The organism is Azohydromonas aeria (genome assembly GCF_009760915.1).
GTDB lineage: Bacteria > Pseudomonadota > Gammaproteobacteria > Burkholderiales > Burkholderiaceae_C > Azohydromonas > Azohydromonas aeria.
In genome coordinates this window covers 113469-128280 of record NZ_VIDQ01000008.1, presented here as the reverse complement: position 1 = coordinate 128280, position 14812 = coordinate 113469, and the positions used below count along the sequence as shown (strand labels likewise).

The window sequence follows — 14812 nt, the reverse complement described above, 5'->3', positions numbered from 1 at the left end:
CGTGCAGTTGCGTTCGCAGGCCCTGGCCGGGCACCTGGCGCAGGGCCTGAGGCCCCTGTACACGCTGTACGGCGACGAGCCGCTGCAGATGCAGGAGGCGGCCGACGCCATCCGCGCCGCGGCGCGCGCGGCCGGCTACGGCGAGCGGCAGGTCTTCACCGTCAGCGGGAATTACTTCGACTGGAGCAGCCTGCTGGGCGCGGCGCAGGAGATGAGCCTGTTCGCCAGCCGGCAGCTGATCGAGATCCGCATCCCCTCGGGCAAGCCGGGCAAGGACGGCTCCGTGGCGCTGCAGCGCTACTGCGAGCAGCTGAACCCGGACGTGCTGACGCTGGTGCACCTGCCGCGGCTGGACCGGCAGCAGCAGCAGTCGGCGTGGTTCACGGCGCTGGACGGCGCGGGCATCAGCCTGCGCATCGACCCGGTGGAGCGGCGCGAGCTGCCGGCCTGGATCGCGCGGCGCATGGGCGCGCACGGCCAGCGCGTGGCGCCGGGCGAGGAGGGGGAGCGCACGCTCGCCTTCTTCGCCGACCGCGTCGAGGGCAACCTGCTGGCGGCGCACCAGGAGGTGGAGAAGCTGGCGCTGCTGTACCCGGCGGGTGAACTCGGCTTCGAGCAGGTCGAGCAGGCGGTGCTGAACGTGGCGCGCTACGACGTCTTCAAGCTCAGCGAGGCGGTGCTCTCCGGCAACGCGCCGCGGGTGCTGCGCATGCTGACCGGGCTGCGGGCGGAAGGCGAGGCCGCCGTGCTGGTGCACTGGACCATCGCCGAGGACATCCGGGCGCTGAAACGCGGGCGCGATGCGCTGGCCCAGGGCAAGCCGCTGCCGATGGCGCTGCGCGAGGCGCGCGCCTGGGGGCCGCGCGAGCGGCTCTTCGAGCGGGCGCTGCCGCGGGTCAACGACGCCCTGCTTACCGAATGGCTGACGGCGGCGCGGATTTGCGATGGGCTGGTCAAGGGGCTGAAACACCCGGAATGGCCGGCGGAGCCGTGGGATGGGTTGCAGAAATTGGCGGTGATGGTGATGAGGGGGTTGAAGTAGAAAATTCCATTGATCCAGGCGTTCAATGCCCTGGATCAATGGGAAAGGTGTTTTTCAAAATATCGACGCCACTTTTTTGCTTTGATATTTTATTTAGCTCTTTATTAAAATAATGCCTTTCAAAATATCGACAGGAAACCCCTTGCGGGCCAATCCACATCAGAGCAAACAATAATTCGGCCCGCAAGCGGGCCTCCTACCGGCTTGCGCAAAGCGCTTGTTCACTCGCCGATATGACAAATTGACAAGAATCAGGCAAGCGTCGAGCGTGGCTGCCAAACTGGCTGCAATTCGCGGCAACTTCTTCTTATCGCAATATTCTTCCGAATTGCGAATTCAGAAGGAACTCTTGGCCGCAAGGCAATTGGTCATTGCAGAGGCAGGCTGGTTTGTGAAGACATCAAGGGAGCAAATACGGCAGTAAACAAAACTTCAAGCGCTTTCGCATCCTGAATTTCCGGCCAAATCACTGCTCCTTTTGTTTTCAACCCCTCCAATCCTTCGGAATTCGCTCCCCAAACGTACATCGGCACAAATTCCAGCTTGGTGAGTTGCTCCACCGCCCCCGCCCAGGTCTGCCCCTTCCTGAAACTCGCGCTCATCACCAGCCCCACATCCGCCAGCGCATAAATGTGCTTGTTGCGCTGGGTGGACAGGCTGGAATTGAAGGTGGCGTTGGGGTCGTAGGGCGACATCAGCACCATCTGGCCATCGCGCAGCGGGTTCTTGTATTCGCGGTTCGAGACGGCCTTGGCCAGGCTGTCCGCCATCACGGCGCTGACCCGGCCGCCGGCGCGCAGCGCGGCGCCGATGGCAATCTGGTCGATGCCCGGGGCGCCGCCGGAAACCAGCGTCTTGCCGGCTTGCGCCGCCAGGCGGCATATCGACATCGTGTCGTCCACCAGCGCGTCATCTAAATGGCGCGAGCCGACCACGGCCAGGCCGCCGGTATTGAGCAGGTTGACGTCGCCGCAGCCGTAAATCACCGCGGGAGCGTTTTCCCGCAAGCGCGCCTTGAAGCGCCTGGGGTATTCGGCATCGGCGCGGCTGAGCACCCAAATGTTCCGGGCGTTCCAGCGCTCCACGATCTGCTCCAGCACGAAGCCGCGACCCAGCAGCCAGCGCAGCCGGGTTTCGTCGATCACGGCGCGGCAGTTCTGGATGAGCTCTTCGGCGTCCGACCCCAGGAAATCCGCCGGCTGCCGCTTCATTTCCCGCAGGTGGCGGGCGAGGGCGTTGTACTCGGCCAGTTTCAGCAGTTCGGAGGGCGCGGCGCCGCGGCCGCCCAGCAGCGGCCCGGTCAGCAGCAGGATCGCGCGGGTATTGGGGGACAAACCGTCGGTCATTTGGAGCACCTGCCTGGGAAAACTCCCGGGGCAAGCGCCACGCCCGCCAATCCGCCGGTCAATACCCGCGCCGGATTTCCACCCGATGCGCCGGCGTGTCCCCGGCCAGCACCGCCCGCACGTTGGCCGCCGCCACCGCCGCCGCGCTGCGCGCATCCGTCAGGGCCGCGGCGTGCGGCAGCAGCGTGACGCGCGGGTGGCGCCAGAAGGGGTTTTCACTTGGCAGCGGCTCCGCCTGGAACACGTCCAGCACGGCGTGCCGCAAGTGGCCCGAATCCAGCGCGGCCAATAAGTCGGCCTCGACCACGTGACCCCCGCGCGCCAGGTTCACCAGGCTCGCGCCTTCGGGCAACAGCGCCAGCCGCTGCGCATCGAAGAGCCCGCGCGTGGCGGCAGTCAGCGGCAGCAGGTTCACGACCACGTCGCTGCGCGCCAGCAGCACCGGCAGCGCGGCGTCGCCGTGCAGGCATTCGACGTCTGGAACCTCCCGCGGCCGCGCGCTCCAGCCCGCCACGCGGTAGCCCTGGGACACGAGCCGCCGCGCTGCGGTCGCGCCCATCTCGCCCAGCCCCAGCACCGCCACGCGCACCTCGTCGGCGCGGCGCTGCGGCAGCTGCCGCCACACCGCCTCGCGCTGCTGCCGCGCGTAGTCGAAGAAGCCCCGGTGCAGCGACAGCACCGCCCACAGCGCCGTTTCGGCCATGGCGGCGCTCATGGCGGGATCGACCATGCGCGCGATCGGCACGCCCGCGGGCAGCGTCGCGTCGGCGAGGAGCCGGTCCACGCCGGCCCACAGCGACTGGATCAGCTTCAGGCCCTGGAGGCCCTGCAGCCGGCCCGGCGACGGGTTGGCCACCAGCGCCACGTCCACCTCGGCGCCGGGCGCGGCCTCGACCCATCGCGCTTCGGGCAGCGCCTGCGCCAGCGCGTCCTGCCAGGCGCGGCGCTCGCCGGCGCCGAGCTGGCCCACCAGGGCGAGCTTCACGGCGCGGGCTCCGCGGCGCAGCAGGCGAGGGCGCGCTCCAGGGCACGGAGCACGGTTTCCGCGCGCACGGCGCCGCGGTCGCCGGGCAGATGCAGCAGCTCGGCGCCGACGTGGCCGTCGGCTTGCGCCCAGGCCAGCCAGACCGTGCCCACCGGCTTGCCCGGCACCGCGCCGCCCGGGCCGGCGATGCCGGTGACGGCCAGCGCCAGCTGCGCATGGGCGTGCGCCAGCGCGCCGGTGGCCATCACGCGCGCCACGGCCTCGCTCACCGCGCCGTGGGCGCCGATCAGCGACGCCGGCACGCCCAGCGACTCAGTCTTGGCCTCGTTGCTGTAGGTGACGAAGCCGCGCTCGAACCAGTCGCTGGAGCCGGCCACGGCGGTGCAGCACGCGGCGATCAGGCCGCCGGTGCAGCTCTCGGCCGTCACCAGCCGCCAGCCGCGCGCGCGCAATGCGGCGCCCAGGGCGCGCACCTGCGGTTCCAGGTCTTCGAGGACGTTCATGGACAGGGTCTCCGGGAGTCCAGTGAAAAGTCGAAAGAGGCGTCGGCCAGTGACTGGCACGCCACGCCTACTACTTCGTCATCCCCGCGCAGGCGGGGATCCAGGCGGCCCCCAAGCAGCCGGTAGCTGATCGGTAGGCTCAGCAAGGCTCAAGGCACGGCAGGCGCTGCGCACGGGCTTGCGGCTGACCTAGGGACCGCCTGGATTCCCGCCTTCGCGGGAATGACGAAGTGGGGTGCGGGCCACCCGTGCCGTTGGGCGGACAGTACCCCTGAAGTCACATCACGAAGCGCCGCCACAGCGCGATCACCAGCAGCGTGCAGAAGGCCGCCACCACGTCGTCAACCAGGATGCCGAAGCCCTGCGCCCAGCCCGGCGGGCGGTTCTCGTGGCTCTTGAACAGGCGGTCGGCCCAGCCGACCGGCCCGGGCTTGGCGGCGTCGAAGAAGCGGAACAGGCCGAAGGCCACGGCCTGCCCGGCAAGTCCCATGGGCATCGCGAGCCACAGCACGGCCCAGAAGGCGATGACCTCGTCCCACACGATCGCGCCCGGGTCGCCGGTGCCCAGGTGCTGCGCCGTGCGCGTGCAGGCCCACCAGCCCACGAACACGCTTCCCAGCAGCACCCAGCCCCATTGCGCGCTGGTCAGCCACTGGTCCAGCACCAGGAAGCTCACCCACGCCCACAGCGTGCCCACCGTGCCCGGCGCCCTGGGCGAGAGCCCGCTGCCGAAACCCAGGGCGATCCAGTGCGCGGGGTGCGCCAGCATGAAGCGCGCGCTGGCGCGGCGCGGGGCGCCGGTGTTCACTGGGGCCCCCTCGCGCTGCGCGCGGTCCCCCCGAGGGGGACGGAGCGCCGCCTTCGGAGCGGCCGTGCGGCGGCGCTCATGCAGTCAGGAAATGGTCGAAGGCCGCGAAGTCGATGCGCAGCGGCGTGCCGTAGCCGTCCACCAGGCGCAGCCCCGGCTCGGCCTGCAGCTCGCCGATGCGCATCACGCCCACGCCGACGCGGCGCGCGGCGTCGAGCACGGCCGTGCGCGCGGCGGGCGCGGCGCTGAACAGCAGCTCGTAGTCGTCGCCGCCGGCCAGGCCGCATTCGAGCTGCACCGCGCGCGGCTGCCCGGCCAGCACCGTGCTGCGCGGCAGCGCATCGGCGTCCACGCGCGCGCCCACGTTCGAGGCGCGCAGCACGTGGCCGAGGTCGCCGATCAGGCCGTCGCTGAGGTCGATGGCGCTGTGCGCCAGCCCGCGCAGCGCCTGGCCCAGCGCCACGCGCGGGCGCGGCTGCTCCATGGCGCGGCGCACGGTCTCGAAGTCCCAGCCGTCGAGCGTGGCGCGGCCGCGGAACACCTCCAGCGCCAGGCGCGCGTCGCCGATGCCGCCGCCCAGCGGGTGGCTGACCCACAGGTCGTCGCCGGCGCGCGCGCCGGAGCGCAGCAGCGCCTGGCCGGCGGGCACCTCGCCGAAGACGGTGATGCAGATGTTCAGCGGCCCGGCCGTGGTGTCGCCGCCCACGAGTTCGATGCCGTGCTCGTCGGCCAGCGCGAACATGCCGCTGGCAAAGCCTTCCAGGAAGGCGGCATCGGCCTTGGGCATCGCCAGCGCCAGGGTGAAGGCCAGCGGCCGCGCGCCGCAGGCGGCCAGGTCGCTCAGGTTCACCGCCAGCGCCTTGTGGCCCAGCCGCGCCGGCGCCACGGTGGAGAGGAAGTGACGGCCCTCCACCAGCATGTCGCTGGACACCGCCAGCTGCATGCCCGGCGCATGGGCGAAGAGGGCGCAGTCGTCGCCCACGCCGAGCGCGGCGCGCTGCACCGGGCGCTTGAAGAACTTCGCGATCAGGTCGAATTCGCCGAGGGACATGTCAGGGGGATGAAGACAGAAAAGGGATGGGAACGGAAAGGGACTCGGACACCGTTTCCCCGTTCATCAGACACCGCTTTCCCGTTCGTCCTGAGGTATCGAAGGATGAACGGCCCGCACGGTGTGCGGGCATCCGAGCCTGCCGGATTCGGCCTTCGGCGCGCGTAGCGCACCCTGTGCCGAGGTATCGAAGCATCAGTCCGGACGGGTTGCGTTCGAGGCTTCTCAAGCTTCGATGGCAGCGTTTCGGCTCGGGCCGTCCACCCTTCGATACCTCAGGGCGAACGGAATACAGCGCCTGCCAGGAAAACATTCGTCAGCCCTGCCCCTGCTCGCGCAGCAGGTTGGCCAGCTCGACGGCGGACTTCACGTTCATCTTCTCGAACAGCCGCGCGCGGTGCACCTCCACCGTGCGCACGCTGATGCCCAGCGCGTTGGCGATGAGCTTGTTGGGCTTGCCCTCGATCACGAGCTGCATCACGTCGCGCTCGCGCTCGGTCAGGTCGGCCAGCGACTGCGATTTCGCCTGCGCCTCGCGCCGGCGGTTGATGGCCTCGGCCGACAGCGCCAGCGCCTGCTCCACGCGGTCCACCAGCGCGTTGTCCGAGAACGGCTTTTCCACGAAGTCGAAGGCGCCGCGCTTGACCGCCGCCACCGCCGTGGGCACGTCGCCGTGGCCGGTCAGGAAGATCACCGGCAGCGCCGCCGTGATGCCGCGCTCCGCCAGCCGCTCGAAGAGCGTGAGGCCGCTGGCGCCGGGCATGCGCACGTCCAGCAGCAGGCACGACGGCGCCTCGGGCCAGGACGCGCGCGAGGACTCGGGCAGCGCGTCGAGCATGGCCTCGAAGGCCTCGGCGCTGTTGAAGCCCTCCGAGAGCAGCCGCCGCGAGCGCAGCAGCCAGGCCAGCGCGTCGCGCACCACGTCCTCGTCATCGACGAGGTACACCATCGGGAGACCAAGGGGAGGCAGCATCTTGGGAAGTATCGGCGATGGAAAAGGGCTCTCTGGCGCGCTCGCTCAGGCCCGCGCCGGCACGGCGCGCGGCACGCGCGCGGCGTCGGGCAGCGTGAAGCGGAACTCGGTGCCGCCGGGCCCTTCGGGCGGTGGCGCCAGGCTTTCGAACTCCAGCGCGCCGCCGTGCTGCTCGATCACGGTGCGGCACAGGCTCAAGCCCAGGCCCATGCCCTCGCTGCGCGTGGTGAAGAAGGGGGTGAACAGGCGCTGCGCCACCTCCGGCGGGATGCCCGGGCCGGCGTCGATCACGGCGAAGCCCACGCGTCCCTCCTGCGAGGGCAGCACGCGCAGCCGCAGCACGCGCTGCGGCTGCGGCGTGGCGCCTTCCATGGCCTGGATGCCGTTGCGCGTGAGGTTGAGCAGCACCTGCTCCAGCATCGTGCGGTCGCACATCACGCGCGGGATCGGGTCCGGGTACTCCAGCTCGATGCGCGTGCCGCTCTTGCGCGCCTGCAGCCGCACCAGCGGCAGCACGGCGTCGATGAGCTGGTCGGCGCGGATGCTCTCGCGCGCCTGCTCGCGCCGGCGCACGAAGTCGTGCACGCTCTTGATGACCCGGCCCGCGCGCTCGGCCTGCTCGGCGATGCGCGTGACGGCGTGGCGCAGCATGTCGGGCGTCTGGTCGTCGGGCTGCTGCAGCAGGTTGAGCGAGCCGGTGGCGTAGCTGGCGATCGCGGCCAGCGGCTGGTTCAGCTCGTGGCTGAGCAGCGAGGCCATCTCGCCGACGGTCGCCAGCCGCGCCGTGGCCTGCAGCCGCTCCTGCTGCTGGCGCGAGAGCTCCTCGACACGGCGCTGCGCGCTCATGTCCAGCACCGCGCTCATCCAGCCGGTGTGCCGGCCCGCGCCGTCCACCAGCGGGGTCTCGTAGATCATCACCGGGAAGCGCTCGCCGTCGCGGCGCATGAACACCGTCTCGAAGCCTTCCTGGTGCGGGTTGCCGCCGCCAGCCCCGGGCTCGGCGCTCAGCCGCGCGGCCTGGCGCTCGGTGTACTCCGCGATGAACTCCGGCGGCCAGTACGGCGGCGTGGCGGCGTCGCGCAGCTCCTCCGCGCTGAAGCCCACCATCGAGCAGAACGCGGCATTGACGTAGGAGATGCGCCCGTCGAGCGTGCGCGCGCGCAGCCCCGTGGAGAGGGAATCCTCCATCGCCTTGCGGAAGGCCAGCGCCTCGGCCAGCGCGTGCTCGACCTGGGCGCGCCGGCGCACGTCGCGCGCCAGCAGCAGCAGCAGCGCGAAGAGCGCCGCCGACAGCCCCAGCACCAGCGCGGTGGCGAGGTTGGGGATCAGCTGCGGGCTGCCTTCGGCACTGTCCACGCGCAGCTGCAGCGCGCTGCCCGGCAGCTCCAGCAGGTGGCGCGCGCTGTACACGCCGGCGCCGCGCGTCATGCCCGCGCGCGCCAGCCGCGTGCCGTCCACCTCGACGATCGAGAACTCGTGCCGGCGCAGCCGCTGCGCGCCCGCGGCCTCGTCGAGCAGCGCCCCGAGGCCGAAGCTCAGCACCACGAAGCCGTCGTGGCGGCCGTCGCGCTGCACGGGGATGCAGGCGTCGATCACCTCCACGCCCAGGCCGCCGGGCTGCGGCACGAAGTAGCTGCGCGAGAAGACCGGCGCACTGGCCAGCCGCGCGGCGGTGCAGGCCGGCTCCAGCTCGGCGCTCATCTGCTCGCGCCCCAGCGCCGTGAACAGCGGCGCGGCATAGGGCGAGGCCAGCGAGCCCAGCAGCGCCATGTCCTCGCCGCGGCGCTCCACGCGCAGCACCTCGCGCCGCGCGCGCAGCAGCTCCGTGGCGCCCCCCTGCCATTGCGCCGGCGCGCCCGCGCTCCACAGCAGCGCCTGCAGCGCCTGCACGCTGCGCAGCACGGCGCGGCGCAGCTCGCCCGAAACCTCCTCGGCCACCGCGTCCACCGCCTCCTGCTGCCGCGTGGCCTCGTAGCGCACCGTCAGCGTCACCAGCAGCCCCTGCGCCACCAGCAGCAGCGCCACCAGCGCGCCCCACAGCAGCGCGCGCCGGAAGCGGCCGGAGAGGGCGTCGTGGAGCAGGCGCAGGGCATTCATGGGGGCGCGCAGTATGCGGCAGCCGCGAAACGCCTACATCGGATCGAGGGGGAGCAACTTGACGAGGCTCTTACAATCGGCGCCCCCCGCACAGCAATCCACGACGACGTCACATGTCCACTGCTGAAGAAAAGCGCGCCGAGCTGCGCCAAGCCGCCCTCGAATATCACGAGTTCCCGACCCCGGGCAAGGTGGCCATCGCAGCGACCAAGTCCATGGTCAACCAGCGCGACCTGGCGCTGGCGTACTCGCCGGGCGTGGCCTACGCGTGCGAGGAGATCGTGGCCGACCCGGCCGCGGCGTTCCGCTACACCTCGCGCGGCAACCTGGTGGCCGTCATCAGCAACGGCACCGCGGTGCTGGGCCTGGGCGACATCGGCCCGCTGGCGTCCAAGCCGGTGATGGAAGGCAAGGCCGTCCTGTTCAAGAAGTTCGCCGGCATCGACGTCTTCGACCTCGAAGTCAACGAGAAGAACGTCGACAAGCTCGTGGACATCATCGCCGCGCTGGAGCCCACCTTCGGCGGCGTGAACCTGGAGGACATCAAGGCGCCGGACTGCTTCTACGTCGAGCGCAAGCTGCGCGAGCGCATGAACATCCCCGTCTTCCACGACGACCAGCACGGCACCGCCATCGTCGTGGGCGCGGCGCTGCTCAACGGCCTGAAGGTCGTGGGCAAGGACATCACGCAGGTCAAGATGGTCGTCTCCGGCGCCGGCGCCGCGGCGCTGGCCTGCCTGAGCCTGCTGCTCAAGCTCGGCATGCCGCGCGAGAACATCTGGGTCACCGACCTCGCCGGCGTGGTCTGGAAGGGCCGCACCGAGCTGATGGACCCGGACAAGGCCGAGTTCGCGCAGGAAACCACCGCGCGCACGCTCTCCGAGGTGATCGAGGGCGCCGACGTGTTCCTGGGCCTCTCGGCCGGCGGCGTGCTCAAGGCCGACATGGTGCGGCGCATGGCCACCCGGCCGCTGATCTTCGCGCTGGCCAACCCGACGCCGGAGATCCTGCCCGAGGAAGTCAAGCAGGTGCGCGACGACGCCGTCATGGCCACCGGCCGCACCGACTACCCGAACCAGGTCAACAACGTCCTGTGCTTTCCCTACATCTTCCGCGGCGCGCTGGACTCGGGCGCCACGACGATCACGGTGGAGATGGAGATCGCCGCGGTGCACGCCATCGCCGAGCTGGCGCAGGCCGAGCAGAGCGAAGTGGTGGCCGCGGCCTACGCCGGCGCCACGCTGAGCTTCGGGCCGGAGTACCTGATCCCGAAGCCCTTCGACCCGCGGCTGATGATCAAGATCGCGCCGGCGGTGGCGCAGGCCGCGGCCGACTCCGGCGTGGCCTCGCGCCCGATCCAGGACATGGCCGCCTACCGCGAGAAGCTGCAGCACTTCGTCTACGCCTCGGGCACGACGATGAAGCCCATCTTCGCCGTGGCCAAGGCCGCGCAGGCGCGCCGCGTGGCCTACGCCGAAGGCGAGGAGGAGCGCGTGCTGCGCGCGGTGCAGATCGTGGTGGACGAGGGCCTGGCGCGCCCGACGCTCATCGGCCGCCCGGCCATCATCGCGCAGCGCATCCAGAAGTTCGGCCTGCGCCTGGAGCAGGACCGCGACTACGACGTGGTCAACATCGAGCACGACGAGCGCTACCACGACTTCTGGCGCACCTACCACCAGCTCATGGAGCGCCGCGGCGTCACGCAGCAGTTCGCCAAGATCGAGATGCGCCGCCGCCTCACGCTCATCGGCGCGATGCTGCTGCACAAGGGCTACGTGGACGGCCTGATCTGCGGCACCTGGGGCACCACGGCGCTGCACCTCACGCACATCGACGCGCTCATCGGCCGCCGCCCGGGCGTCAACACCTTCGCCTGCATGAACGGGCTGATCCTGCCGGACAAGCAGGTCTTCCTGGTGGACACGCACGTCAACTACGACCCGACCGCGGCGCAGATCGCCGAGATCACGGTGCTGGCCGCGGAGGAGCTGCGGCGCTTCGGCATTGAGCCCAAGGCGGCGCTGCTGTCGCACTCGAACTTCGGCTCCAGCAACCAGCCCTCGGCGGTGAAGATGCGCGAGGCCCTGGCGCTGGTGCGCGAGCAGGCGCCGTGGCTGGAAGTGGACGGCGAGATGCACGGCGACACCGCGCTGGACGCCAAGCAGCGCGAAGCACAGATGCCGCGCAGCACGCTCACCGGCGAGGCCAACCTGCTGGTGCTGCCCAACATCGACGCGGCCAACATCGCCTACAACCTGCTCAAGACGGCCGCGGGCGGCGGCATCGCCATCGGCCCGATCCTGCTGGGCGCCAACCAGCCGGTGCACATCCTCACGCCCTCGGCCACCGTGCGCCGCATCGTCAACATGACGGCGCTGACTGTGGCCGACGCCAACGCGCCGCGCTGAGCCGGCGCGTTCCCGCCGCGGCGGCGCCCGGTCCGCCGCGGCCGCGGCCCGGCCCTCGACCGGCGCCTGCGCCGCGATGGTGCCGCGCCGGTGTCAGGCGTGTGACGGAATGGCGCCCATGGCCCGTCCTGGTGCACGCGGGTGCGACTTCTTCACGCCCCGCGTCCCCTATGGCCTTCGGTCCTGCCGCAATTTGAGGCAAGAACTTGAGTTGCGGGGGGGCTTTGGTTACCATCCCGCCTTTCGCAGATTTCAGGGTTATCCCGTGTTGAGGCGTGGCGAGCTGGGGCGGTGGGGGTCTTTGCGCAAGTGGGGAGCCGCCATCGTTGCAGCCGCCGCGCTCTCGGGCGGCCTGGGTGGCGTGGCTTGTGGCGTGGCGTGGAGCCGCACCGAGGCCGAAGCGCCGGCCGGGCTGCAGGAGGTGGCGCTGTCGGCCTTGCCGGCGGCGGCGCAATCCACCGAGCGGCTGATCCGTGCCGGCGGTCCCTTTCCCTACGAGAAGGATGGCAGCGTGTTTCGCAACCGCGAACGGCTGCTGCCCGCGCGCGAGCGCGGCCACTATCGGGAATACACCGTCCCCACGCCCGGCAGCCGTGACCGCGGCGCGCGCCGCATCGTCTGCGGCGGCGCGCAGCCCACGCGTCCTGAAGCCTGCTACTACACGGCCGACCACTATGCGAGCTTCCAGCGCATCGTGAGCGACCGGTGACCGCTTTTGTGTGACTCCAGGAGGTAACGCGACCATGTTGTTGCAGACCGTCCGATCCAACATCGTCCAGTCGATACGTGCGTACCGCGTCGAGGATCTGATGCAGGCCGCCCAGGGCGCCGGCCAGCATTTCCTCCACGCCAATCTCGGCAGCGCCCAGTCCAAGCAGGAGGTGCTCGAAGGCATCGCGCAGTCGTTCCTATTCCCGGCGCATTTCGGCAAGAACCTCGATGCGCTCTACGACTGCATGACCGACCTCGTGCACAAGTCCGGCGTGCAGCCGGGCTTCGTGGTCGTGCTGGAACAGCTGCCCGACAACCCGCGCTTCGACCGCGAGGCGCGCGAGCAGCTGCTCGACGTGTTCCGCGACGCGGCCGACTTCTGGGCCGAACGGAAGGTGCCATTCCGGTGTTTCTATTCTTTTCAGTAGCCCGCTCCCAGGAAAACGGGTCATGGGAGCGGGCGGCTGAAGTGGCCCCCACGGAGAAGCCGAAGGCGCTGACCAAGGCGCAGCAGCAGGCGAATTTCGGCACCAACATGCCGCTGATGTGCAGCGCCTTCGACACGGCGATGTGGCGCAGCGCCGCCTGAAGCTCCAGGCACGCGCGCGGCACGACACACACGTCAGGCACAGTCACCGCAACGAAAAGGCGACCCTCGGGTCGCCTTTTTCATGCCCGCGCGGGAGATGGGTTCAGCCGGCCCGCGCCCCCGACAGTGCCACCGCCAGCGCCACGAACTCCGCCACCGGCACCTCCTCGGCGCGGCGCTGCACGTCGAAGTCGCCGCCGAATTCCCGCTGCTCCAGCCAGCGCCCCAGCGTGTTGCGCAGGATCTTGCGCCGCTGCGAGAAGGCCACGGCCACGAGCTCTTCCAGCAGCGCCGGATCGAGCGCCGCCGGCTCGGCCCAGGGCAGCATGCGCACGATGGCCGAGTCCACCCGCGGCGGCGGCTCGAAGGCTTCGGGCGGCACGTCGAACAGCGACTCGACGTGGTAGCGCCACTGCAGCATCACCGACAGCCGCCCGTAGTCCTTGCTGCCGGGCGCGGCGGCCATGCGGTCCACCACTTCCTTCTGCAGCATGAAGGTCTGGTCCAGCACCACGTCGGCCGCGGGCAGCAGGTGGAACAGGATCGGGCTGGAGATGTTGTAGGGCAGGTTGCCCACCACGCGCAGCTTGCCCTGCGCGGCGCGCTCGGCCGCCAGCGCGCGGAAGTCCACGCGCAGCACGTCGGACTCCACCACCGTGAGCTCGGGCCGCTTGCGCAGCCGCGCCGCCAAGTCGCGGTCCAGCTCCACCACCGTCAGCGCGCCGGCGCGCGCCACCAGCGGATCGGTCATGGCGCCCAGGCCCGGGCCGATCTCCACCAGCGGCTGCCCCGGGCGCGGGTCGATGGCACGCACGATGGCGTCGATCACCGCCGTGTCGGAGAGGAAATGCTGGCCGAAGCGCTTGCGCGCGATGTGCTGTGCCATGTGTCGGATGCGGGCCCGGGGTTCGTCTTTAGCGCGGGTTCTCGCGCATCTCGACGTAGGCGCGCGAGCGCAGCTCGCGCACCCAGTCGGTGTAGGCCTGCTCGAAGCGCTGCTCGCGCAGCGAATCGCGCGCGAGCTCGCGCAGCTGGCGCCGCTCCAGCGCCACCTCGCGCCGCTCCAGCACCTGGATCAGGTGCACGCCGAAGCGTGAGACCACCGGCTCCGACAGCGCGCCCATGGGCTGCAGCGCGTTCATGGCCTGCTCGAACTCGGGCACGAAGGCACCGGGCGAGGTCCAGCCCAGGTCGCCTCCCTGGGCCGCGCTGCCGTCCTGCGACTGCTCGCGCGCCACGTCCTCGAAGCGCTTCCTGCCGCTCTCGATCTGGCGCTTGGCCTCGGCCAGGCGCTGCCGGGCCACTTCCGCCGACAGCTGCGCCGACGGGCGCAGCAGGATGTGGCGGGCATGCGTCTGCGTCACGCGCAGCGTGGCGTCGTCGCGCTTGGCCACGAGCTTGAGCACGTGAAAGCCCGCACCGGTGCGCAGCAGCTGCGGCGCCACCTGGCCGGGCTGCAGGTTGCGCACCTGGGCCAGGAACACGTCGGGCAGCCGCTCGGCGGCGCGCATGCCGATCTCGCCACCCTTCTCGCGGTTGGCGTCCTGCGACACCTGGCGCGCCACGGCCGCGAAGTCCTCGCCGCCCTGCACGCGCTGCAGCGCCTGCTCGGCCTGCGCGCGCAGCCGCTGCACCTCGGCCTCGGCCGCGCCTTCGGGCACCGGCACCAGGATCTGCGCCACGTTGTATTCGCTCTGCGCGCTGGCCTCGCTGCGCTGCTTGTCGAGGAAGGCGTCGATGTCGGCGTCGCTGATCTTGATGCGCTGCTGCAGCTCGCGCTCGCGCACGCGCTCGATCATGATCTGGTCGCGCAGGTTGGCGCGAAAGCGCTGCAGGTCGATGCCGTCCTGGCGCAGCCGCTCGCGCAGCTGCGCCGGCGTGACCTGGTTCTGCGCCGCGACGCTGGCCACGGCGCGGTCGAGCTCTGCCTCGTCCACGCGCGCGCCGGTGTCGCGCGCGTAGCCCAGGATCACGCGCTCGTCGATGAGCGCGTCGAGCACCTGCTGGCGCAGCTGGCCGTCGGGCGGCAGCCGCTGCCCGGAGCGCGCGGCATCGGCGCGCACGCGCGCCAGGCGCTGCTCCAGCTCCACCGCCGTCACCAGCTCCTGGTTGACGATGGCGATGATGAAGTCCGCGGTGCGCGGCGCGGCGGCCGTGGCGGCCGGAGCGGCGGCGGCGGGCTGCGCCGGCGCGTTCAGCGCGCACGCCGCCAGCAGGCAGCCGAGCACGAGGGTCTGGGGCTTGCGGGACAAGGGATCACTCACGAAAGGCTGGGGCGGCGGCCGCGGCCGCGCACCGG

Annotated in this window: 13 protein-coding genes; 4 read left to right on the top strand and 9 right to left on the bottom strand. The window is 70.9% G+C overall.

Annotated features, from left to right (window positions below; translation table 11 throughout):
* Position 1 precedes the first annotated feature (1 nt).
* Entirely contained in the window at positions 2 to 1042 is a 1041-nt protein-coding gene (holA, locus tag FJ694_RS07225) for a DNA polymerase III subunit delta (RefSeq protein WP_157265441.1), read from the top strand.
* Positions 1043 to 1410: 368 nt separating this feature from the next.
* On the opposite strand, the gene FJ694_RS07220 is transcribed toward holA, so the two are convergent.
* The 7 genes from FJ694_RS07220 to FJ694_RS07190 all read right to left on the bottom strand — a co-directional run bounded on the left by FJ694_RS07220 (position 1411) and on the right by FJ694_RS07190 (position 8805).
* Positions 1411 to 2388 carry a DNA-processing protein DprA gene (locus FJ694_RS07220; RefSeq protein WP_157265440.1) on the bottom strand — a complete coding sequence of 326 codons (978 nt, stop codon included), beginning with the start codon at positions 2386 to 2388 and terminating at the stop codon, positions 1411 to 1413.
* A 58-nt stretch (positions 2389 to 2446) separates the two neighbouring features.
* Positions 2447 to 3373, bottom strand: a complete 927-nt coding sequence (locus FJ694_RS07215; RefSeq protein ID WP_157265439.1) for a 2-hydroxyacid dehydrogenase — start codon at positions 3371 to 3373, stop codon at positions 2447 to 2449.
* Entirely contained in the window at positions 3370 to 3876 is a 507-nt protein-coding gene (locus tag FJ694_RS07210; RefSeq protein ID WP_157265438.1) for a CinA family protein, read from the bottom strand. The genes FJ694_RS07215 and FJ694_RS07210 overlap by 4 nt, the downstream gene beginning before the upstream one ends.
* Positions 3877 to 4153: 277 nt before the next feature.
* On the bottom strand, positions 4154 to 4645 hold the full coding sequence (locus FJ694_RS07205; protein ID WP_157265482.1) for a phosphatidylglycerophosphatase A family protein: 492 nt from the start codon (positions 4643 to 4645) through the stop codon (positions 4154 to 4156).
* A 115-nt stretch (positions 4646 to 4760) separates the two neighbouring features.
* A complete protein-coding gene (gene thiL / locus FJ694_RS07200) occupies positions 4761 to 5735 on the bottom strand; it encodes a thiamine-phosphate kinase (protein ID WP_157265437.1) in 975 nt (324 codons plus the stop codon).
* 316 nt (positions 5736 to 6051) lie between these two features.
* Positions 6052 to 6708: a response regulator transcription factor gene (locus FJ694_RS07195; RefSeq protein ID WP_157265436.1), complete on the bottom strand. Its 657-nt coding sequence runs from the start codon at positions 6706 to 6708 to the stop codon at positions 6052 to 6054.
* Positions 6709 to 6753: 45 nt separating this feature from the next.
* Positions 6754 to 8805 (bottom strand): sensor histidine kinase, encoded by a 2052-nt coding sequence (locus tag FJ694_RS07190; RefSeq protein ID WP_157265435.1) that lies wholly within the window; start codon positions 8803 to 8805, stop codon positions 6754 to 6756.
* Between the two features lie 113 nt (positions 8806 to 8918).
* Here FJ694_RS07190 and FJ694_RS07185 point away from each other — a divergent pair, with 113 nt between their 5' ends.
* The 3 genes from FJ694_RS07185 to FJ694_RS07175 all read left to right on the top strand — a co-directional run bounded on the left by FJ694_RS07185 (position 8919) and on the right by FJ694_RS07175 (position 12352).
* Entirely contained in the window at positions 8919 to 11213 is a 2295-nt protein-coding gene (locus FJ694_RS07185; RefSeq protein ID WP_157265434.1) for an NADP-dependent malic enzyme, read from the top strand.
* Between the two features lie 373 nt (positions 11214 to 11586).
* Positions 11587 to 11922 (top strand): guanyl-specific ribonuclease, encoded by a 336-nt coding sequence (locus FJ694_RS37055; RefSeq protein WP_375140202.1) that lies wholly within the window; start codon positions 11587 to 11589, stop codon positions 11920 to 11922.
* Positions 11923 to 11956: 34 nt separating this feature from the next.
* Positions 11957 to 12352, top strand: a complete 396-nt coding sequence (locus FJ694_RS07175) for a barstar family protein (RefSeq protein ID WP_157265432.1) — start codon at positions 11957 to 11959, stop codon at positions 12350 to 12352.
* Positions 12353 to 12616: 264 nt separating this feature from the next.
* Here FJ694_RS07175 and rsmA read toward each other — a convergent pair whose 3' ends face one another.
* Together rsmA and FJ694_RS07165 are read right to left on the bottom strand one after the other, a co-directional pair.
* Positions 12617 to 13399 carry a 16S rRNA (adenine(1518)-N(6)/adenine(1519)-N(6))-dimethyltransferase RsmA gene (gene rsmA, locus FJ694_RS07170; protein WP_157265431.1) on the bottom strand — a complete coding sequence of 261 codons (783 nt, stop codon included), beginning with the start codon at positions 13397 to 13399 and terminating at the stop codon, positions 12617 to 12619.
* A gap of 28 nt (positions 13400 to 13427) precedes the next feature.
* Entirely contained in the window at positions 13428 to 14765 is a 1338-nt protein-coding gene (locus tag FJ694_RS07165) for a peptidylprolyl isomerase (protein WP_232539932.1), read from the bottom strand.
* Positions 14766 to 14812: the final 47 nt, after the last annotated feature.

What these genes read in the sequence shown, in the direction of transcription:
- FJ694_RS07175 (WP_157265432.1), top strand. Translation starts at nt 11,957, where the DNA reads ATGTTGTTGCAGACCGTCCGATCCAACATCGTCCAGTCGATACGTGCG.
- FJ694_RS07205 (WP_157265482.1), bottom strand. Translation starts at nt 4,645, where the DNA reads ATGCTGGCGCACCCCGCGCACTGGATCGCCCTGGGTTTCGGCAGCGGG.
- FJ694_RS07210 (WP_157265438.1), bottom strand. Translation starts at nt 3,876, where the DNA reads ATGAACGTCCTCGAAGACCTGGAACCGCAGGTGCGCGCCCTGGGCGCC.
- FJ694_RS07185 (WP_157265434.1), top strand. Translation starts at nt 8,919, where the DNA reads ATGTCCACTGCTGAAGAAAAGCGCGCCGAGCTGCGCCAAGCCGCCCTC.
- FJ694_RS07220 (WP_157265440.1), bottom strand. Translation starts at nt 2,388, where the DNA reads ATGACCGACGGTTTGTCCCCCAATACCCGCGCGATCCTGCTGCTGACC.
- FJ694_RS07195 (WP_157265436.1), bottom strand. Translation starts at nt 6,708, where the DNA reads ATGCTGCCTCCCCTTGGTCTCCCGATGGTGTACCTCGTCGATGACGAG.
- rsmA (WP_157265431.1), bottom strand. Translation starts at nt 13,399, where the DNA reads ATGGCACAGCACATCGCGCGCAAGCGCTTCGGCCAGCATTTCCTCTCC.
- FJ694_RS07190 (WP_157265435.1), bottom strand. Translation starts at nt 8,805, where the DNA reads ATGAATGCCCTGCGCCTGCTCCACGACGCCCTCTCCGGCCGCTTCCGG.
- thiL (WP_157265437.1), bottom strand. Translation starts at nt 5,735, where the DNA reads ATGTCCCTCGGCGAATTCGACCTGATCGCGAAGTTCTTCAAGCGCCCG.